The 21,874-nt window shown below is 35.8% G+C and carries 17 protein-coding genes; 14 read left to right on the top strand and 3 right to left on the bottom strand.

The features are described 5' to 3' along the window. Window positions 1-667 precede the first annotated feature (667 nt). Both IGI38_RS13310 and IGI38_RS13305 read right to left on the bottom strand, forming a co-directional pair. Window positions 668-1,276, bottom strand: a complete 609-nt coding sequence (locus IGI38_RS13310) for an accessory gene regulator AgrB (protein ID WP_438731249.1) — start codon at window positions 1,274-1,276, stop codon at window positions 668-670. A gap of 109 nt (window positions 1,277-1,385) precedes the next feature. Next, window positions 1,386-1,745 (bottom strand): LytTR family DNA-binding domain-containing protein, encoded by a 360-nt coding sequence (locus IGI38_RS13305; RefSeq protein ID WP_438731246.1) that lies wholly within the window; start codon window positions 1,743-1,745, stop codon window positions 1,386-1,388. Window positions 1,746-2,241: 496 nt separating this feature from the next. Here IGI38_RS13305 and IGI38_RS13300 point away from each other — a divergent pair, with 496 nt between their 5' ends. The 14 genes from IGI38_RS13300 to IGI38_RS13235 all read left to right on the top strand — a co-directional run bounded on the left by IGI38_RS13300 (window position 2,242) and on the right by IGI38_RS13235 (window position 21,089). Continuing rightward, window positions 2,242-3,399 carry an NlpC/P60 family protein gene (locus tag IGI38_RS13300; RefSeq protein ID WP_438731243.1) on the top strand — a complete coding sequence of 386 codons (1,158 nt, stop codon included), beginning with the start codon at window positions 2,242-2,244 and terminating at the stop codon, window positions 3,397-3,399. Window positions 3,400-4,014: 615 nt separating this feature from the next. Next, window positions 4,015-4,185 carry a hypothetical protein gene (locus IGI38_RS13295; RefSeq protein ID WP_438731241.1) on the top strand — a complete coding sequence of 57 codons (171 nt, stop codon included), beginning with the start codon at window positions 4,015-4,017 and terminating at the stop codon, window positions 4,183-4,185. Between the two features lie 567 nt (window positions 4,186-4,752). Further along, entirely contained in the window at window positions 4,753-6,831 is a 2,079-nt protein-coding gene (locus tag IGI38_RS13290; RefSeq protein WP_438731238.1) for a BglG family transcription antiterminator, read from the top strand. 3 nt (window positions 6,832-6,834) lie between these two features. Next, the gene (locus IGI38_RS13285; protein ID WP_438731235.1) at window positions 6,835-7,311 is read left to right on the top strand and encodes a PTS sugar transporter subunit IIA; all 477 of its coding nucleotides are present in this window, start codon (window positions 6,835-6,837) and stop codon (window positions 7,309-7,311) included. 15 nt (window positions 7,312-7,326) lie between these two features. Further along, window positions 7,327-7,620, top strand: a complete 294-nt coding sequence (locus IGI38_RS13280) for a PTS sugar transporter subunit IIB (protein WP_438731233.1) — start codon at window positions 7,327-7,329, stop codon at window positions 7,618-7,620. A 58-nt stretch (window positions 7,621-7,678) separates the two neighbouring features. After that, window positions 7,679-8,950 (top strand): PTS galactitol transporter subunit IIC, encoded by a 1,272-nt coding sequence (locus IGI38_RS13275; protein ID WP_438731230.1) that lies wholly within the window; start codon window positions 7,679-7,681, stop codon window positions 8,948-8,950. A 73-nt stretch (window positions 8,951-9,023) separates the two neighbouring features. Beyond that, the gene (locus IGI38_RS13270) at window positions 9,024-10,088 is read left to right on the top strand and encodes a galactitol-1-phosphate 5-dehydrogenase (protein WP_438731227.1); all 1,065 of its coding nucleotides are present in this window, start codon (window positions 9,024-9,026) and stop codon (window positions 10,086-10,088) included. Further along, window positions 10,085-11,140 (top strand): zinc-binding dehydrogenase, encoded by a 1,056-nt coding sequence (locus IGI38_RS13265; protein ID WP_438731224.1) that lies wholly within the window; start codon window positions 10,085-10,087, stop codon window positions 11,138-11,140. Before IGI38_RS13270 ends, IGI38_RS13265 begins: the two co-directional genes overlap by 4 nt. Window positions 11,141-11,319: 179 nt before the next feature. Beyond that, the gene (locus IGI38_RS13260; RefSeq protein ID WP_438731222.1) at window positions 11,320-12,120 is read left to right on the top strand and encodes an SDR family oxidoreductase; all 801 of its coding nucleotides are present in this window, start codon (window positions 11,320-11,322) and stop codon (window positions 12,118-12,120) included. Between the two features lie 12 nt (window positions 12,121-12,132). Then, window positions 12,133-12,807: a fructose-6-phosphate aldolase gene (locus tag IGI38_RS13255; protein ID WP_438731219.1), complete on the top strand. Its 675-nt coding sequence runs from the start codon at window positions 12,133-12,135 to the stop codon at window positions 12,805-12,807. A gap of 126 nt (window positions 12,808-12,933) precedes the next feature. Beyond that, the gene (locus tag IGI38_RS13250; RefSeq protein WP_438731216.1) at window positions 12,934-14,256 is read left to right on the top strand and encodes a replication-associated recombination protein A; all 1,323 of its coding nucleotides are present in this window, start codon (window positions 12,934-12,936) and stop codon (window positions 14,254-14,256) included. Between the two features lie 352 nt (window positions 14,257-14,608). After that, window positions 14,609-16,051 (top strand): helix-turn-helix domain-containing protein, encoded by a 1,443-nt coding sequence (locus IGI38_RS13245; RefSeq protein ID WP_438731213.1) that lies wholly within the window; start codon window positions 14,609-14,611, stop codon window positions 16,049-16,051. After that, entirely contained in the window at window positions 16,048-16,398 is a 351-nt protein-coding gene (locus IGI38_RS13240; protein WP_438731210.1) for a hypothetical protein, read from the top strand. The genes IGI38_RS13245 and IGI38_RS13240 overlap by 4 nt, the downstream gene beginning before the upstream one ends. 14 nt (window positions 16,399-16,412) lie before the next feature. Next, a complete protein-coding gene (locus IGI38_RS13235) occupies window positions 16,413-21,089 on the top strand; it encodes a Spy0128 family protein (protein WP_438731207.1) in 4,677 nt (1,558 codons plus the stop codon). A 59-nt stretch (window positions 21,090-21,148) separates the two neighbouring features. On the opposite strand, the gene IGI38_RS13230 is transcribed toward IGI38_RS13235, so the two are convergent. Next, the gene (locus tag IGI38_RS13230; protein ID WP_438731204.1) at window positions 21,149-21,871 is read right to left on the bottom strand and encodes a hypothetical protein; all 723 of its coding nucleotides are present in this window, start codon (window positions 21,869-21,871) and stop codon (window positions 21,149-21,151) included. Window positions 21,872-21,874 lie beyond the last annotated feature (3 nt).

Below are 21,874 nucleotides of genomic sequence, written 5' to 3'. Positions count from 1 at the left end.
TCTTTTATCAAATAACGTTCTATCCAGTAATTGCCAAACTGAATTATACAACACAGTGTTAGGAGAATGTTTATAAACAGAAGAAAAAATTGATTCCAATTGTCTTTGTACTTCTCTAAAAAGTAAACACTTGGTCTAGTTAAGCGCAATAAAATTAAATTGCATATCATTGAAAAAATGGGTGATATCGTCATATTTATCAGATACATATATTTGGTAAAGGTGTCTTCTCCGATAAAGAAGAGAATCGAAGCATTCATAGAATAGGCAAATACAGCGTAAGAGAAAGTAGAATAAATACTGTAAAACCATATCATATTGTTGCTAGAGTCTCTTTTAATAATTTTTCCGACAAACAGAAAGTAAGAAATTGGCACGATGAATACCCAGTAGTTCAAAAGTAAGTATCCTATAAAAGATATTATAGGAAGAAAAATTGCCATTTTGAACGAAACTTTTTTGTTGATTAACTTAGAATAGATGAATAATTGACATACATTTTCTATAGAAGTTAACAAGAGAAGTATCAAGACTTCCATTTTATTCTTCGGAAGTCATTTTTTTTAGTTTTGGATTTTCAGGTTCATAGCCAAAAATAATGCAAGGATAACTCAGTAATGCAATTGAAGCCGCAACAAGAATTTTAGAGATGTTTTTTAAAAATGTGTTATGGTTGTACTTGATAGTTTTCATAATTTTTATAGCTCCTTTTATTTAATTTATAAAACAGTGGATGAATCATAATGATTTCCACAAATAACCCACTAATCATTAATGTCCCTATTTTACTATTTACAAAAAACACAGCTATGAAGATAGCTAACAAAGCACTTAAGAAAGAAAATATTCGTTTTCTTTTTCGCTCACTTACGCTAACCAAAGGATTTTTTTCTGTATCAGCCGGCGCGTAAAGTAAAACGCAATATAGAATCACTAGAGAAACAATCATCATCCAAAGAACAGGTAGAGTAAAATCAGTTTTCTGTAGTATGAATGGAATGCCAACAAATGTTGTGATTCCAAAAATAGAGCAGTTGATTGTTGACTTCGCGTGCCAACCTCCAGCATGCCATCTTAAAAGAACGTAAGGCAAGTTCATGATAAACGTTTCAAATAGAACACCTAAAAGATACGCGATTACATAAACCTGGATAGTCTTGAAGATATTGATCATAAAAATTTCTAGCGAGTAGGCAACATTCTCATATTCATCCTCTGTCATATGATTCTTTGCTTGGATCTTATCTAGTAGAAATAACGTAAAGGAATGTGTCATTTTTTCACCTCTTGTGAGTGACTTCTCATTACTGTTCGATTGTAAATCATTTGCTTGTTTACTACAACGAAAAACCGTGAATAGACCGAATTTGCACCAGGATGGTTAATTATACTTCTTGTTCGGTCAATATAAAATTTTTAAGCGAGTCTTTCAATGGAACATATTTTCTTCTGGAAAAAGGGCAATTATTGTTAGAACAGTCCTCTAAGAAGTAAATATTTCGCTCATATTTGTTGATTTCTCGAATCATATGCAAGTTAACGATAAAGGAGCGATGACAGCGAAATAGCCAGCTTCGATTTGACTCTTCGAAATCGTTTAAGTCGCCTGTAGAATAATGCTTCTCTTCTTTAGTAACAAAGCATAGCGTGTGGTCTCTCGTAGGATCTACAGTGATATATAGTAGTTCAGTCGCCTGGATAACGACTGGGCCCTTTTTTGTTTCTAAAAAAATTGATGTCCGCATTTTTATCTCCCCTTTTTAATATTAATAATAGTGAGTTTAATGCGATTTGTTAAGCCTAATACCGTGAATGGTTGGATTTCAACCGTATACGGTATTATTTGAGTTTTCAATGGTCTTTTATCAAGTAGATAAGTATTCGATTTACATCTTATGCAGAAAAAGTTAAATGAGTTATCGATAATGAGGTTTCACTTAAAAAAAAGATAGAAAGTTTTTTTAGATTATGTAGGTATACCATTTAAATTGATAATAAAAATATTACTGTAATTCGTTAAGCATCTGTGAGTTTTATTGCAGATGCTTTTCTGCAGGATTAAAGAAATATGTCAATTTGATTTTGAGCTGGAAATCACCTTAATTTAATGTACAATGAACTTATAAATTAGTTATTTTATGGTTTTTATAGATTATGAAAGATTGATAGCTTTATCTATAAGCTAATAAACCCTTCGTATTTATTCTTTCAAGGGAAAAATAATAAAATGGGAGTTATTTTATGAGAAAGTACATTAGACTACGTTTGTTTGGTACCACCTTGTCACTGTTGGGACTGATGACGTTTGCTACTACAAAATTAGTGAACGCAGCAGAAACTGAAGATTCTACAATAAATACAAGTAGTATTGCTGCTTCGGATTCTGAAACTAGCTTAACTACTTCGAGTACAGAACAAGTAGTTTCAGCAGACAGAAAAGATGTAAAAGCAGAACCATTGAAAGATTCAGAAGAGTCAAAAGCCTCAGAAGCGGGATATACAGAGCAGCAATTTGAACAAATTATGAGTATACCAACACTGGAAACTGCGGCTCTGCCTCCAATGAGTCGTGCGGGCGGACAGCAAAATTCTGTTGTATCAAGTGCGAGAGCCCAAATTGGTAAACCCTATGCGTGGGGCGCTGCTGGTCCGAATTCATTTGATTGCGGCGGATTAGTGAAATATGTTTATAAACAATCCGTAAATATGGATTTATTGATGGGAACAACGAATCAAGAAAAATATGGAACTGAAGCGAGTTTAAGCGCGTTGCAACCAGGTGATTTGCTTTTTTATGGTAATCGAGGGGCTACTTATCATGTGGGAATTTATATTGGTAATAATCAAATGATTCATTCGCCGCAACCAGGCCAGAGCGTCACAGCGGTGGATATCAAGTATTTTTACCCGAATTTTGCTCGTAGACTTTTAAATACGGGTACTGATCCAAATGTTTCTCCTTCGACAGATGGTCAGGCTGCAAACGAGCGTTATATTTTTAGAATGTATAACAAGAATGATGGTCAGCACCACTACACACAAATAACTAGCGAAGCGACTAATTTGATCAAGGTTGGTTGGAATTATGAAGGAGTCGGTTGGGTATCGCCTTCGACGGGGACTTCCGTTTACAGAATGTACAATCCTAATAACGGCAGACATCATTACACACCGCATGCCTATGAGAGAGATAACTTAATTAAAGTCGGCTGGAGATATGAGGGTGTCTCTTGGTATTCGGGTGGAAGTGTTCCTGTTTATCGCTTATACAATCCGCAAGCAGCACCAAGAGAAGATAGTCATCACTATACACCAATCGCTTCTGAACGAGACAGTTTAGTTAAGGCAGGGTGGAAATCAGAAGGTACTGCATGGTATGCATCAAGGACACTGAACTAAACCTTTAACAATAAAATGAATAGTAGATTTTTTAAGTGTCTTCGAAAAATAATTAACAAAATGAAAGTAAACGAGCATATTACCTATCGATTTCGATAGTGTATGCTCGTTTGACTTTATATTACTTCGTTAAGTCATTTTTTTAACTTATCAAATTTCTATTCAAACACACCATTCAATCAGTTAGGTCTTTTGTGTATGATCGCAAACAATTCTTACATACTATCCTACATTCAGGACTGAAAACGAACCGTTTAGGAAAGTTTCGTCCTATCCGAGCATTTTTATTCTATAATCTGAATAAAATGTATGGTAAAAGAGGTGAGGCTGTTGTTGAGGAACACAAATGGATTAATAAAATTCTTACAATGGCTGGACACTGGGACATACCAATTATGGCAGCAGTTTAAAGGGCTGTCTAAAAGACAGAAACAGTTTCTTATTTGCTTAGTAATTGTGTGCGTCTTCGTTTTACTAAGTTTTATTAGTACTCACACTGCAAATAATGCAATGTGGGTAGAGGGGACATGGTCCAATCACTCCGAGAAATACTCAATCAAAGCAAAAAATAAAAAGTGCAAGTTTTGGAACGTTAAGCAAAATGGGTATATTTTGATGGAAGACGCACAAGTTGCCGCAAATTCAACGAAGAGAAATATTGTTTTAGCAAAAAGTGGCAGTAATACCGAATACCATATTATCAAATTAGATAACGAGCATTTGGAACTGCAGATCTTTAATAATAAAAAGATGATAAAGAAGATGGAGCTGCAGAAGAGTGAATGACTGACTTGTTATTTCTATGACAAGATGATTCTAGTTTCAGTAGATTAATCCGTACAATGAAAATGAGGGATCACTATGAGTATACCAATTTACTCTAATAACTATTAATACAGATAAGAAACAGCGCATCGCTAAAAAAGATGTGCTGTTTTTTTAGTTTTGATACTAATAATAGTAATAAGGAAATGTAAATATTTATAATATCATCTATTTAAGAGTGATATTTTTCTGGGGTGGATTTGTTGGATTGCTTAACGAGGACAATCGAAATAGGCATAACTAACAGGATGATTTTGATCAGTAAGGATAACAAAAATATGATAGTATTTAATGGCTTAAGTTGCTGCGGATTTATCTGTACTTCAGTAGAACTTAAGAAAGAACAGTTTTCATTTATTAAAAAAAGACAGAAAGGTTGTAAAACAGGTAATTCCGCCTGTTTTTTTTTATGGGGGAATAAACTGAAGGAATTATGAGAGCTCATGTTGCACAAAGTATGCATATTATTGGATAACAAAATCTGTAGATTTGAAAACGTTTTTAAAGTATTTTGAGAGTGTAAGGGTGATGAATATGAACTTAGAAGATAGAAATAACCAAATATTAATGGAACTAATAAATACCCCCCAAATTACTAGTAAAGTTTTATATGAAAGGTTCAATCTATCCAGAAGTCAATTAAATTACGCTTTAAAAAAAATCAACGATTTTCTAGAAGATGGAAAGTTGCCGCAAATCAAAAGAACAAAAAAAGGTTACTTTTTAGTTCCTAATGAGGTGATATCCGTATTTGGAGGTGGAAAAGAAAAAGAACGTGAAAAGATAGAGCACTATATATTTTCAGGGCAGGAAAGAATCTGGGTAATCGAATTGATGGTTTTGGGCAAAGAAGAGCATCTATCGTTGGATCACTTCATCGTGGAGTTGGAGGTTAGCAGGAATACCATTTTGCGAGATTTAAAAAGAATTGGAGAAGATATTGAGAAGTATGATTTGGAATTAAAATACACCCGACAGAAAGGATATTATTTCCACGGTGATGAATGGAATAAACGCGAGTTGCTATCTGAGACTTTAATGAATTTGGCAGAGATTTATGACGGAATCAATTGTATTATCCAATTTTCAAAAATTGATACTGATCTAGTTGAGGTTTTCAAGAAACGTATCTGGTTAGTGGAAGAAAAATTGAATATTCAATTTACTGATGATCGCTTAAAGGTTTTACCGCTACTAGTCATTCTAATTATTCGGAGAGCGAAAAGAGGGAAACAAATAACTTACAATTTCAAAATTAATGATTTTGAACTTGCGGATACAAAAGAATTTTTAGCTGCAGAACATATTATTTGGGATGTAGATGAAATAAGTAGAAATGAACGAGTGTATCTAACTTTATTATTGCTTACAACTAATTTGTCGCAAGCGAACATCCTTTCAGTTAGAGAAATTGATAATTTAAAAGAGGCTCTATTTGAAGTATTGAACAATTTTGAAAAGGTATCAGGTCTAAGTATTGAACGTAAAGAAATATTGTTAGAACGATTACTGATTCATATGAGACCAGCATATTATCGCATTAAATACCATTTAAATTTGCAAACACGATTTTACCAAGAGAACAAGGACGCTGATTTGTTTTCCTTATTTTACCTAGTGAAGGAATCTAGTAAACCTTTGGAAATTTTTTTTGAAGAGTCGATACCAGACCCCGAATTATTCCTAATTTCTTTATTCATAGGTAGTCATATCGTCGAAAGTACAGAGATCATTAGAGACGAAAATAGAAGGCGAGCAGTTATTGTTTGTCCGAATGGTATCTCAATCTCGCTATTGCTAAAGAATACTTTACAAAATTTATTACCGGAAATCGACTTTGTAGATTTGATTTCTGAAAGAAAATTCTATCGAAATAATTACGATGTTGATTTCATTTTTTCAGCTATTCCTTTGGAAACCGAGAAATCTGTTTTTGTTGTAAATAATTTTTTAACGGATCAGGAAAAAAGACAACTAAGAGAGCGTGTATTACGATCAGTGACACTATCTCAAAATACCGTTATAAATCCAGAGAAAATCATGTCATTAATAAAGAAATATGCGGTGATCACTGATGAAGAAAATCTGTATCACGAACTATTGACGCTATTTACTCCAAAGGATTTCGAGAGATTAGAGAAGAAACGTATTCATTTAATCGATACATTAAAAATGGATACTATCCAAATATTTGATGATGAAATAAAGTGGTCAGAACTTCTTGATAAATTGGCAGAGCCTTTAGAAAAGCAAAAAGTTATTAGTAAAAATTTTGTGACCGTTTTAAAACAAGAGATGCCCATTTTACCTCAATACACAGTTTTACGTAATACTATAGGCCTGCCACATACGATGAGTGAAGCTGGAGCACTAGGAGTAGGAATCAGTATGGGAGTCGTTAAGAAAGGAATACTTACTGAAAACGGATCAAAAGTACATTCAGTTGTTCTATTGGCTTCTAATGATAAAGATAAACATGTCGATTTGATCTTTGAATTGATGAATTTAGCAGGTTCGGAACAACTAAAAAAAATAGAAGAAGCAACAACTATCAGTGAAATACTCACTTTGTTAGTAGATTTTAGTGAAGAATATTGGAGGAACTAAGAGATGGGGAAAAATGACAAACTAAGTTTTTATGTGAAAACTCCGTTGATTTTTGTTCAAGAGTCTTTTTCGAGTCATATCGAAATTTTTGAACAGGTCTATGAACAAGCATTAGAACTAGGATGGGTCAGAAGTGATTTTCTTGAACGAATAAAGGAACGAGAAGACATGTTTCCGACTGGGATTCAGTTGGAAAAATTTGGTGCGGCCATTCCACATACAGATGCAGAGTGCATTCTAACCGAATTTGTGGCAGTAATTACTAATAAGAAACCGGTTCAATTTACTAGCATGGAGGACAAAAATAAAAAAGTTATTACGGATGTTGTGTTCATTTTGGGATTAAATCAACCTCATGCGCAGTTAGAAATGCTGCAATCATTAATGAAATTATTACAAAATGACAATATTTTAGAGGAAGTTTTAGCAGCAAAAGATTCAGAACAACTACTTCATGCAATTAAAAAAAATGAAAAATAAAGGGAGACGATTATTATGAGGAAAGTTAAAGTATTGGTAGCTTGTGGCGCAGGAATTGCTACATCGACAGTAGTTATGAAAAGAATTGAAGATCTATTGCAGGATAATAACATTGATGCGGATGTTCAACAAATTAAAATTGCCGAAGCAGTATCTAAACAGGAAGGCGCTGATATGCTTATTTCGACAACAATCTTACCGACCCAATACAAAATACCAGCAATTACAGCTTTGGGATATATCAGTGGCATAGGCGCCGACAAATTAGATAAAGAAATCTTGGAATTAGCACGATCCGTTGATCAATAAAGTTAGTTAAAAATAGTGGCCGCTATTTAAAATAAACATACAAGGAGGATTTATTTGAATGAAAGCTATTAACGATGTTGTACAGTATATCCTGAATTTAGGACCTACTGTCATGCTCCCCATTATGATTCTAATCATAGCACTTATTTTTAGAGTTCCGTTTGGGAAAGCATTAAGATCAGGATTAACAATAGGAATTGGATTTGTAGGTATTAATTTGGTTATCGGTGTGTTATCAGATAATTTGGGGCCCGCTGCGCAAGCTATGGTCGAACGCTTTGGATTTCATTTAACTGTGATTGATACTGGATGGCCATCCGCGGCATCTGCTGCATGGGCTTCGCCGGTTTCTGCAGTTTTAATTCCGATTTGCCTGATTGTAAACGTTATCTTACTCCTGCTGAAAGTTACAAAAACTTTAGATATTGATTTATGGAACTATTGGCATTTTATCGCTGCGGGAGCAACGGGTTATATTGTAACAAATGGTAACTGGTGGTTTGCTATTTTATGTGCCGTATTGTATGAGATTGCTTGCTTGATTATTGCCGACAAAACAGCTCCTTTAGTAGCGAAATTCTATGGGTTGGAGGGAGTGAGCCTGCCAACTGGATCAACAGTCGCATTTGGCTTAGTAGGTATTCCGATTGGTATTGCTATAAGTAAAATTCCTGGTCTAAATAAGTTGCACGCTGATCCAGAATCGATCCAAAAACGTTTTGGTATTTTTGGTGAACCAATGATGATGGGGATTATTATCGGAGCAGCTATTGCTGCACTAGGTGGTTATGATATTGGGGGTATCTTAAAAATGGGTATCAACATGGGGGCAGTAATGTTCTTGATGCCTCGAATGGTAAAAATTCTAATGGAAGGTCTAATCCCAATTTCAGAATCTGTCAGAGATTTTTTACAAGAACGTTATGGGGAAAGAGAAATTTATTTAGGCTTAGACGCTGCGGTTACCACCGGACACCCAGCCAACTTGGCAACCGGTTTGCTTTTAGTTCCAATAACTTTATTTATTGCTGTTATATTGCCAGGCAACAAGGTGTTACCTTTTGGTGATTTAGCAACTATTCCATTTTATGTTTCTTTAATTGTCGCTCATCGGAAAGGGAATATTATTCAATCGGTGTTAACAGGAACCGTTGTAATAGCATTGGCATTATATATGGCAACTAATTTCGCTCCTGTTCACACAGAAATGATGCGAGGTGTGTATGAGTTTCCTAAAGGAGCAACACAAGTATCAACGCTCGATATGGGTGGTAACTTCTTAAACTGGGTAATTTTGAAATTTTCTCAATTGTTTTCTGGAATTCTTTAATTTTTTATAGCCATTACTGAATTAAGGGACTTTAAAAAGAGTCCCTTGATTTTTTGAAAGGAGAAGCTTTGTCATGAAAGCCGCATTGTTAAAAGGGTTGAATCAATTTGAAATAGAAAATATCGAAAAGCCTATTCCTAAGGAACACGAGGTGTTGATAAAAGTCAAAGCTGCAGGAATTTGTGGATCTGATATTCATAAAATGCAGAACGAATGGAAATATGAACTACCCATGGTTTTGGGGCATGAATTTTCTGGGGTCATTGAATCAATAGGAAGTAAAGTAAAAAGGACATTGAAAGGTAATCGAGTGGTTGTAGCGCCTCTGATTCCCTGTCATGAATGTGTTTACTGTGAATCGGGAAAATATCAGTTGTGCGAAGATTATACAATGGTAGGCTCTCACCGATATGGTGGTTTTGAAGAATATGTGACTGTTCCAGAAGAAAATGTGATTAACATAGGGGAAAGCATTTCTTTTGAAGAAGCCGCAATGATTGAGCCATTAGCGGTTGCAGCCCATGGCGTAATGGGCTTAGATCCTAAAATCGGAGATACGATAGCTGTATTTGGACTAGGAACGATAGGAATATTAACAGTTCAGTGGTTGTGTTTAACTGGTGTTAAAAAGATTATTGGTGTAGATATTGACTCAAATAAGATAAACGAGGCTAAAAAGTATGGTGTAACGGATACGATAAATTCTTTGGAAGAATCATTAGAAGATAAAATATTTGAGTTAACTGACAATCTTGGAGTGGATATCGCTATCGAATGTGCGGGCTCCAAAATTACCGAGGAGCAGTGCCTGTTAATTACAAGAAAAGGTGGGAAAATTGGTTATCAAGGAATCGCCTATTCAGATGTTCTATTACGTCAACGAGCTTTTGAAAATATTTTTAGAAGAGAATATACAATAAACGGTTTCTGGAATTCGTATTCAGCACCTTTTCCTGGGAAAGAATGGATACATTCTGCGAAGTTTATCGAACAAGGGAAAATAAAACTGAAGGAATTGATTTCTCATCGCTATGAATTGGGAGAGATTCAAAAAGCATTTGATCTGACAGTGAATCGTGAAGAATCTTATAACAAAGTAATGATTTTTCCGGAAGAGAGAAAAGAGGAAAAGAAATGATGCAGGGTGTTTCAAAACAAGCCCCCGGCTACGATCAAATGGCATTTATCGACCTTGCTGTACCTGAAACAACAGAGGATAAGGTCTTGATCAAAGTCGCATATACCGGTATCTGCGGATCAGATATCCATACGTTTAAAGGTGAATACAAAAATCCAACGACACCAGTTGTGCTGGGGCATGAATTTTCTGGACAAGTCGTTGCAGTAGGTGACCACGTAACAACGGTCAAAGTTGGCGATCGTGTGACCAGCGAGACAACGTTTTATGTCTGTGGCGAATGTGAGTATTGTCAGGAAAAACAATACAATTTATGTCCGCATCGTAAAGGAATCGGAACGCAGCAAAATGGCTCGATGGCTAATTACGTGTTGGCACGGGAAGAAAGTATTCATTTATTACCAGATCACCTGAGTTATGAAGGGGCAGCGATGAGCGAACCTTTGGCTTGTTGTGTGCATGCGATGTATCAAAAGAGCCGTTTAGAACTAAAAGATACGATTATTATCATGGGACCTGGACCGATTGGACTGTTCCTATTGCAGATCGCCAAAGAAATCGGAGCTTTCGTTATTATGACAGGAATCACGAAAGATGCGCACCGTTTAGAATTAGCGAAAAAACTGGGTGCAGATGTGATCGTAGATACGATGAAAGAAGATTTAGCCAAAATTGTTGATGAAGCAACGAATGGCTACGGTGTTGATAAAGTATACGATGCATCTGGAGCGGTGCCGGCTGTAAATGCCAGCTTGCCATTGATCCGTAAACAGGGGCAATTTGTTCAAGTGGGGCTATTTGCCAACAAAATGGTAGACCTGGATACGGAATCAATTATACAACGTGAGATTGAATACATCGGCAGTCGTTCACAGAATCCTTATGATTGGCCAATCGCGATTCATTTGTTAGCCAAAGGCGCAATCAATATCGATGAGATGATCACGAAAAAATACCCATTAACTGATTGGCGTGAAGCGTTTGATAAAGTGATGGAAGGCAATGAGATCAAAGTGATGATCGAGTCAAATCCAGGAGAATTTCCTGACTAATGGAAAATTAAGTGAGCTGGTTGGCAGACTCACTTACGGACGCTAAAGTCCAAGGAGGAAAATGCCCGACCATTGCCCTCTCATTCTAACAGCTTAAGCAACATGATAGATAAAAGGGATTACTAATGATACTAGTAGTGCCTTATAACCTATAAATATATTGTAGTAGGAGGAAAGACATGGAAAGTTGGCTGGGTCTAGATAATAAGGTAATTATTGTAACTGGCGGTTCTGCTGGAATTGGGTGCAGTATCGTCAAATGTTTGATAGAAAACAATGCACTAGTGGTGAACTTTGATCTGAAGAGTACGAATCAAATCAAAGAAAAAAATTATTATTTTTATAAAGTCGATGTATCAAAAAAAAATGAGATAGATCAGCAAGTAGATCATGTTTTTCAGAAATTTGGGCGGATTGATGGTCTAGTAAATAATGCAGGAATAGCGTTACCCGGCATGTTAATAAATCCTGACAACACTGGGAAGTATGAATTGACCGAGAAATTATTTGATCGGATTGTCTCAGTTAATCAGAAAAGTGTATTTCTAATGAGTCAAGCAGTGGCTCGTAAGATGGTTACGCAGCATTCTGGAGTAATTATAAATATGTCTACTGAAAGTGCTTTAGAGGGATCAATCGGACAAGGTTTTTATGTAGGAACAAAGGGAGCTATTAATAGTATGACTTGTACTTGGGCAAAAGAGTTAGGTAAATATAACATCCGAGTTTTAGGTGTAGCGCCAGGTATTATGGAAGAGACTGAACTGCGTTCTGAAAGGTATGAAGAAACATTAGCTTTTATTAGAAGAATATCGCTAAGTGAATTGAGAGAAGGCTATGTAAAAGCTTCAAGTATTCCACTCGGCAGAGTTGGAAGGTTATCGGAGATTGCAGAAGTAGTTGCCTTCTATTTGTCAGAACATGCTAGCTATTTAAGTGGTATTATCACAAATATTGCTGGTGGGAAATCTAGAGGGTAAAGGGGATAAAAAATGGAGTATTTGTTGGATACCGTCTGTTTAGATAGTATTGAAAAGTATATGGATGTAGTACCTATTAAGGGAATAACATCTACACCGAGTATCATTAAAAGAGAAGGAAAAATTGATTTTTTCCCCCATATGAAAAAGACACTTGAAATAATTGGGAATGAGCGTACCTTACACATGCAAGTCGTCGCAAAAGAACTTGAAGGAATGGTAGATGACGCAAGAAAAATTTGGAACCAGATCGGCGAAGAAGTTTTCGTAAAAATTCCGGCGTCAAAAGCTGGCCTGAATGCACTAAATATTTTAAAAAAAGAAAATGCCAATTGTAGAATTACAACTTCAGCTGTTTATACAAAACTACAGGCCTTTCTGGCACTAGAATCAGGAGCAGATTATGTAGCAGTCTACACTAATCGATCTGAAAATATCGGAATTAATCCATTTGATATCATTGGCTCAGCCAAAGAATATGCCAAAACAAATACACTGAATGGAAAGATCATGGCGTCTAGTATTAAGAATACAATGCAAATTACAGAAGCAATAGATTCTGGAGCTGATGCCGTAACGTTTTCTCCCGAAATATTAGAGGTGTTCTTTGATTTAGCAGTGACTAAACAAGCAATAGACCGTTTCTCAAATGATTGGGAACACTTTTATCAAACGAAAAATATTTGATACATCTTATGAAGCTCACTCATTTTAAAGATGAGTGAGCTTTTCAACGTAAATCACTTTGTAAATAGGGATCAAAAATGCTAAAATAAGAACGGATGTTCGTTTTTGTTCTTAGGAGGTATTAAGATGAGACAAAGTTCAATTTTTGAAAAATCGAGAGAAGAGAGTGAGCCGTTGGCAACGCGCGTTCGACCTGAGAATCTAGAGGAGTTTGTTGGACAAACGCATTTGTTGGGTAATGGGAAGTTATTAAGAGAAATCATTGAAAATGATCATGTTTCATCAATGATCTTTTGGGGTCCTCCCGGTGTTGGTAAGACAACATTGGCACGGATTATTGCAAATCAGACAAAATCTGAATTTATCAATTTTAGCGCGGTGACGAGCGGAATCAAGGAAATAAAAACAGTCATGAAAGACGCTGAGCACAATCGTACATATGGTACTAAAACAATTGTTTTTGTAGATGAAATCCATCGCTTCAATAAAGCGCAGCAGGATGCTTTTTTGCCCTATGTTGAAAACGGGAGTATTATTCTGATAGGAGCTACGACAGAGAATCCATCATTTGAAATAAATTCGGCTTTACTATCCAGAAGTAAAGTTTTTGTATTGAATCAATTGGAAAGCTCAGATATTTTACGGCTGCTGAAGCAAGCGATTGAAAGTCCAAGAGGTTTTCCTAAACTAAAAATTAAAATGGACGATGAAGTGCTAAATTCGATTGCAAAATATGCGAATGGTGATGCTAGAGTGGCTTTGAATACATTAGAAATGGCTATTCTAAATGGAGAGAAGGAAGCTGCCATGGTAACTCTCAAAGAGGATAAGCTGTTGGACTTGATCGAACGAAAATCTTTTCTCTATGATAAAAAAGGGGAAGAACACTACAATACGATTTCGGCCTTGCATAAATCCATGCGAAATAGTGATGTAGATGCTGCAATCTATTGGCTGGCCAGGATGATAGAATCTGGTGAAGATCCATTGTTCATTGCGAGGCGTTTGGTTCGTTTTGCGAGTGAAGATATTGGATTGGCAGACAACCGCGCTTTGGAATTAACCAATACAGTATTTCAATCCTGTCAATTCATAGGATTGCCGGAGTGTAATGTTCATTTAACTCAAGCCGTGATCTATTTATCTCTAGCCCCTAAGTCAAATGCTGTCGACGCGGCTTATCAACTGGCGAAGAAGGACGTTTATGAAACAATGAATGAACCAGTTCCTTTGGTTATTCGCAATGCACCAACAAAATTGATGAAGGATTTGCATTATGGAGAAGATTATCAGTACGCTCATTATACAGATGATAAATTGACTTCGATGAAAACAATGCCGCCTTCATTAGAAGGTAATCAGTACTATCTGCCAACCATGCAAGGAAATGAGAAACGCTTCAAAGAGCGTAAGGAAGCAATTGAAAAATGGCATTCCCAGCATGATTAACAAAGAAAGCTATTTTTACAACAAAAAAACGTTGCCTTTCTATTTTGAAGGCAACGTTTTTTTTAATTAATTCCAGTCGATAATAATTCTGTTTGTTATGGATATATTATTCTTTTTTTAAAAAATGACTATTCTTAAGAAAAATCTATAAAATAATACAAAGATATGATAATATGTTTAATAAATAATATTAAAAAGAAATGTGTAGATGGATTGTGATCGAAAAGTCCACTATTTTTTTGTGCTGAAATAAAAAAGTAGATAAATTGCGTCTGAAAATAAAACGAAACAAAAATCTGCTAGATATAATTAAGCTAAGGAACAGGTAAAAAGACGTTAGAAAGAGGTGGCTATGTCTCCCAACGATTTATTAATTACGGACGATCGCTATAAATGGTACATTGCTCATTTATTAGAGATTAAGCGAAATTCATATTGTTCATTAACTCAAATCAGTGAAATATTGGACTTTTCTGCTTATAAAACAGAGACATATTTGAAAGAGCTGGGATACGATCTGGAAAAGATAGGAGAGAATCATCTGATTGAACTAAGTAATGATGGGGAAGTTCGTAGTTCCAAATTTTCACATCTCTTGGTAAAAAAACTTCGAGTTTATTATGTTGAAAAGAGTCCAGCTTATCAGATGTTTCATCTGTTTCTGACGAAAGAAATTAGTTTAGACAGTCAATTGGATCAGGAAAAAATCAACTTAAGCCGTTCAGGAGCGTATAAATATCAGAAAAACTTAAAGAAACTGTTGTCCGACGAAAATATTCAATTAAAGAAAAATAAATTATCAGGGCAAGAATTTCAATTGAGAAGTTTTCTATTTGGCATTTATTACGAGTTGTTTAATGGCATCAAAAATCCTTTCGAGGAAACCATAATAAAACTTGCGAGAGATATTTTGAATCACTTTATTCACTATTACAAGACTAGCTTAGTGAAAACAAAAGAAATTAAACTCATTTTCTTTTTATGTATTTGGTTGACACGTTTAAAGCATAATCATGCAATAGATCATGCATTTATTTCTATTAATGAGGAAGAATTTTTTACGTATTTACAGAAAGTATTAAAGGATCAATTCGCCCTGAATGCCGAACAAATCCAATTTGAACTCGCTTATTTTTATCTATTTGTTTATCTGGAGGCGATCGATCGGTCATCGTTTGTCGATTTTCTACCGTCTAGTGTTGAGGATCAGGCTAAGGAATTGACGACTATTTTTTTTAACTCATTGGGAACTCAAATAGAGCGTAATGGAGAGAAGTTAACCTTTTCGACTAATACTATTGATGAATTTCGAAATATAAATCGTAAATGGTTGATTTATCATTTCAAAGAGTCAACGTTCATCACAAAAGGTCAGATTCGCTATTTTCAAGAAATAAATCCTTTGCTTGATGACTTCATTCAAGAATTTGTAGAGAAGGCGGAGCTGCGATCGCTTTTCCTAAGTAGACAGGAAAAGACAAAGCTCTATTATGATTACTTGTTTTTTGTTATTACCCAAATTCCTATTGAACGACTAGAAAATCCTCTCCATATTTGCATTGATTTTTCACATGGCGAAATTTATAACGACTATATTCGCAGGATGCTGTCTTCCTTGCAAAGTATGAACATTCAATATGAAAAAAAATTGAGCACTAAAACAAAAATATATCTATCTGATTTTGCGTTGGATACATTGCCTTGCCAGCAGATAATTTGGAAACGTCCGCCAACACCAGAAGATTGGAAGGAACTTGGGGACCTTTTGGTGGAGGTTAGAGGAGGGATGAGTTGAAAAAGCAAACGATGGTGACGTTGACTATACCTTTTCTACTGATGTATCAGTCTCATTGGCCAGTTCTTTACAGCAATTATAGTATTTCAAGCATAGTCAGTGGGCATGCAAATATTGTTATTGAGCAAGATGGCGATCATGAGATCGTTGTAAGAAATTATAAATTAAAAAAGCGGACGAATACTCAGGAAATTGAACAAAAAATTTTGTTTCTACAAGAGGCCTATGAGCCGATAAATTCTACCGGGAACACAGATTTGGGAAATCTTTTAGGTAGTCTGGCTGGGACGATTACTTATGCCGCTAAAGAACCTGCGGATTATTTTGAGCATTTCATATTGAACTAGAGGGAGAAAAAGAGATGAAACGAAAAATTATAGGAATACTTTCAACGATTTTGATTGTGTCAGGGATGCTGCCAATTGGAATTTTTGCAAAAACTACGTTACAAGAAGGTGCAATAATTCAAGAGGCGACATTAAAGCATAGCAATGGCAGTGAAATAACGGCTGAAAATCCGATAGAAGTAAATGAAATCATTGAGGTAGAAATGAAATGGCTAGTTTCCGATACAGAGATTTTTTCGGTAACATTGCCTAATAATTTGATTTTTGAAGAGCAAGATGGAAATATTGAAAATTCAAATAATAGCTATACGGTAAAGAACAATCAATTGTTTTTTTATGAGACAGAGAAAAGGCAAACACCGATCATTTCAATCACGTTGAAAGCCTCAACTAACGGAAAAAATCTGATAAACGAAATTGTTGATTTTGGGAATAACGTTACTAAAACGATTTTCTATATGACAGAAGACGATAAGACTAGTGATCCTATTACTCAGAAAATTGTGATGCCACAGGTGATTAAAGAGGTTACGCCCGAAATCAAGAATGTTTTACTTGAAAAAAGTGATGGCTCAGGTGGATGGTCACCGATTGAAGATGGCGATTCCCAACTTACCACAAAATCATTTCGGTTAAGCGTGGATTGGGAAATACTGGATTCGTCTACTATTCAATCTGGAGATTACATGGAAATTAAACTTCCATCAATTCTTAGATTGACCGATGTTCCAGCCAGCGCCTTGAATATTAAGGTTGAAGGACAGGACTACCATGTAGGTACGTATGAACTATATAAAGTGACCGACGCTTCTGGAAATTATGATTATTCTGTTTTTCGAGTAGTTTTTAATGACACGATTGCTAAAGAGAAGATCTCGTCGATTGAAAACGGCTATTTCAGATACACGGGACTTTTTAATAAAGAGTTATCAAAAGAAGAATTAGTAACCATCGGTGATTTCGAACTTCCTTCTTTTAGTATTGGAAAAAATCCTGATAAAGAAATCAATTTTACAGATACTTTATACAAACAAGGGTATCAAGCATTAAATACCAATCGATTACAATGGTCAGTACAAGTCAACATGGACGATGTTACTTCCATATATAAAGGTGGCAAAGCAAGTTCGGAAATTTACTCAAATGCTGTATTTGTAGATGAGTTGGAAGAAGGGCTAACCTTTTTACGAGAACAAGTAGGATCAGACGCTGTTCCATTCCCATATCGAGCAGGTGTTTCAATTTATAAAGTATTACCTGATGGTACGGTAACCGATAGCAGAATAGGCTCAGTCTTAATGAATCGTAGTAATTATCATGATGTTGCAGATAGTATTGACATGAGTTCGATTGATACTGCCAAGGAAGATATTAAGAATCATCCTGTTGGAAGTTTCGCTATCTATGTGGATGATGTTACTAAAAAAGAGACACTGCTGATACATCTTGGGGAAATTCCAGATAGTACCTCTGGTGCACAAGCAGGATTAGTATTTGACCGGACATGGGAATACATGGAAAACATGATAAACAGTGCTACTAGTATGACTGATGAAGAAAAAGTAGCAACATTAGCAGCTTTGCGAAATTTATACGATGAGTCCAATGGTACTTGGTCCATTGGTTATACAATTGAAATGCAAGCTCAAGCGGATAGTTCTGTTCCTAGTGATCATAGATTCTCTAATACAGCTCACCTGTATTATGACAATGGGGATATGACAAGCAATGAATCTGCTGTCATTTATCAGAAGTCTGATGCGGGTGGAGAGGGAAAAGTACCAAAAAATGCTATAGAGATTGTGAAAAAGGATAAAGATACTAATCAACCTATTGCCAATGTTCAGTTTGAAGTTGTCGAGTATGACGGCAATCAAGAAGGCGCACAAGTGGGGACTTTAATTACGGATGTAGATGGGAAAGCAACATTAGGTAACTTAAAAGTTGGTAAGTATAAGATTAAGGAAATTTCTGGATTGGACAATTACGATCCGAAGATGATTATTGAAAATCAAACCAATCTGACAACAGATGGAATTTTTGAAATATCCGCTTCAGATAGTGAAGGGTTCAGTTTTGATATTTATAATAAAAGACTTTCAGGAACAGTTGATTTAAACGTGAAAAAGAAATTAACTGGGTCGACGTTGCAGTCTGGGGATTTTGAATTCACTCTACTTGGTCATGGAGAAAACCAGACGAAGACGAATACTAATGAAGGTGACGTGAAGTTTGACAGTATTGATTACGATGCTCCTGGTACGTATATCTATACGATTGAAGAAACACAAGGAAATTCAGAAGGAATTACCTACGACCCGAAAAAAATTACCGCAACGGTTACGGTTAAGAAAGAAAAAGACAAATTAGAAACCAGCGTGATTTACACGGATGATGATGGTGATGACACCAATGTACCAGAAGAATTCGTCAATAAATATGTCAAACCGCAATCGAAGCCAACGGAATTGATTTTAGAGGCACAAAAGACCTTGAGTGGTAAAGAATTGTCTTCAGGAGACTTCGAATTCAAGTTGACCGGTCACGGAGAAGACCAGACGAAGACGAATGACCAAAATGGCAAAATAAAATTTGACAGTATCGAGTTTGATACAGCAGGTACCTATGTTTACATGATCGAAGAAGTAGCTGGAAAAGCGACAGGGATTACCTATGATCAAAAAAAGGTAACGGCCACAGTGACCGTTAAAGAGAACAGTAAAAATGAATTAGAAACTAGTGTAATTTACACAGATGATGACGGGGATGACACCAATACGCCAGAAGAATTCGTCAATAAATATATCAAACCGCAATCGAAGCCGACGGAATTGACTTTAGAAGCGCAGAAGATCTTGAGCGGTAAAGATTTATCTACAGGAGAATTTGAGTTCAAGTTGACCGGTCACGGAGAAGATCAGACGAAGACGAACGCCAAAAATGGCAAAATAAAATTTGACAGCATTGAATTTGACACAGTAGGCACCTATGTTTACACGATCGAAGAAGTAGCTGGAAAAGCGACAGGGATTACCTATGATCAAAAAAAGGTAATAACCACAGTGACCGTTAAAGAGAACAGTAAAAATGAATTAGAGGCTAGTGTAAATTACACAGATGATGACGGGGATGACACCAATACGCCAGAAGAATTCGTCAATAAATATATCAAACCGCAATCGAAGCCGACGGAATTGACTTTAGAAGTGCAGAAGATCTTGAATGGTAAAGAATTATATGCGGGAGATTTCGAGTTCAAACTGACCGGTCACGGAGAAGATCAGACGAAGACAAACACTAAAGATGGTAAAGTGAAGTTTGACAGTATTGAATTTGATACAGCGGGTACCTATGTTTATGAAATTGTGGAAGTTATAGGTAAAGCGACAGGAATTATCTATGATCAAAAAAAGGTAACAGCCACAGTAACTGTTAAAGAGAATAGTAAAAATGAATTAATAGCTAGTGTAATTTATACAGATGACGATGGTACCAATACGCCAGAAGAGTTTGTCAATGAATATATCAAACCGCAAGCGAAGCCAACGAAATTGACTTTAGAAGTGCAGAAGATCTTGAACGGTAAAAAATTATATGCGGGAGAATTCGAATTCAAGTTGACCGGCCAAGGAGAAGTCCAGACGAAGGCAAATGCCAAAAATGGCAAGGTGAAATTTGACAGTATCGAATTCGACACAGCAGGAACCTATGTTTACTCGATCGAAGAAGTAACTGGAAAAGCAACAGGAATTACCTACGACAAAAAAAAGGTAACAGCCACAGTGACTGTTGAAGAGAATAGTAAAAATGAGTTAGAGGCTCGTGTGCTTTATTCAGATGATGATGGCGATGATACCAATAGGCCAGAAAAGTTCGTTAATAAGTACACGGAACCAAAGAAGGTAAACGGGAAAATTACCATTGTAAAAATTGATGGGGATTCAGCTGATACACTCGAAGGTGCAGAATTTGAGTTACGAGATGCGGATAACAAAGTGATTACTATTGGCGGAAAAACAATCGGAGTAACTGGGAAAAATGGGAAATTAACGATTAACAATCTAACTCCTGGAAAATACACTCTTACGGAAGTGAAAGCCCCTAAAGGTTATGAGCTAGATGGAACAGCAATTAACTTTGAAATAAAGAGCGATAGTAGTTCTGATTTTGAAAAAAATCTGAAGGAAGTTAAGAATCATCAGAAAAAGAATGGCGTCGTACTTAAAAAGGTAGACAACAAAGATCATAAAAAAACACTAAAAGGTGCAGAATTTGAGTTGCAAGATACTGCAGGAAAAATAGTATCAGGGTACGAGAAATTAGTCACGGATGAAAACGGTTTGATCTATTTGCATAATCTTCCTAAAGGAGATTATCAGTTTGTAGAGAAAAAAGCACCAAAAGGGTACAAACTTGACTCTGAACCAGTGAAGATCTCTGTAAAAAATGCTAGACGAATTAATGTAATCAAAGAGAATGTACTTCTCACGATTGAAAAAGACAAATTACCAAATACGAACAAAACTAGTGGAAACTCAGGTTCTACTAGTCATACAACAGCAATAGAAAAGTTGTTGCCAAATACTGGAGAACAGCAAAATCCATTTATCTGGATAGGGATACTTTGTTTGCTATCTGCTGGAGAAATTTATTTTTCTCGTAAAAAAGGAATAAAAGGCTTTAGTAAATAATTATGATTAAAATTAAAAAATACAGCTGCGATTTTTTTCGTAGCTGTATTTTTTCTTAGTTAATCAAAAGAATTCGCCTTTCGCCGTACATTATCAACAACAAACGCAGCATCATCTAAAACATAAATACCTTGAATATCTCCGGTGTTTAAGGCGGCGATTGCTTCGTTAGAAAAATGCAGAGAGCTTGTCCCAAAACTTAGCGTTTCTTTACCATCGATTACAGTAAAGGTTTTTACTGCGGATTGATTGATCAGTTCAAACTGAATCGGAATTGATCCAAGCGTGCCTAGATCTTCTTCTATGATTAGCTCCTCTACTTTTTGATAGCGTGATACGACAAATTCATTGTTCTGCTCTATCACCAAAATGGTCGCGAAATGTGTATCGTTAATTAGACTGAGAATACCGATTTTTCCGTTATTGATGGTAGTATCAGCTGATACAATTACAGTAAACGACTCAGCTTGTTCTGTTTGCCGAATTCTAAGAAATGCTGGTGTTCCTTCTTGTTCAATCGTTGTTATTCGCCCATTTAACGTTAAGGTTGAATTCTTCAATAGGACACTTTCTTCTAGTGAATTTCGCAAACTTAACCATTCAGGATTTAAGATAGGTTGATCAAATGTATCATAAAAATCGGTCAATTCTTGTTTATTAATTAACGTGTGTTGATGTTTAGGATAGTTTTTCATATCTACAACTTCGCTTGGGATTCCCTGATTGATTTCAGGCCATTCATTTTCCCAATTTACTGGATAAAGCAAAGTTTCACGCCCCATATT

Origin of the sequence: Enterococcus sp. AZ128 (genome assembly GCF_051714485.1) — a bacterium.
Lineage (GTDB): Bacteria > Bacillota > Bacilli > Lactobacillales > Enterococcaceae > Enterococcus_A.
This window is presented reverse-complemented; position numbering and strand designations above follow the sequence as displayed.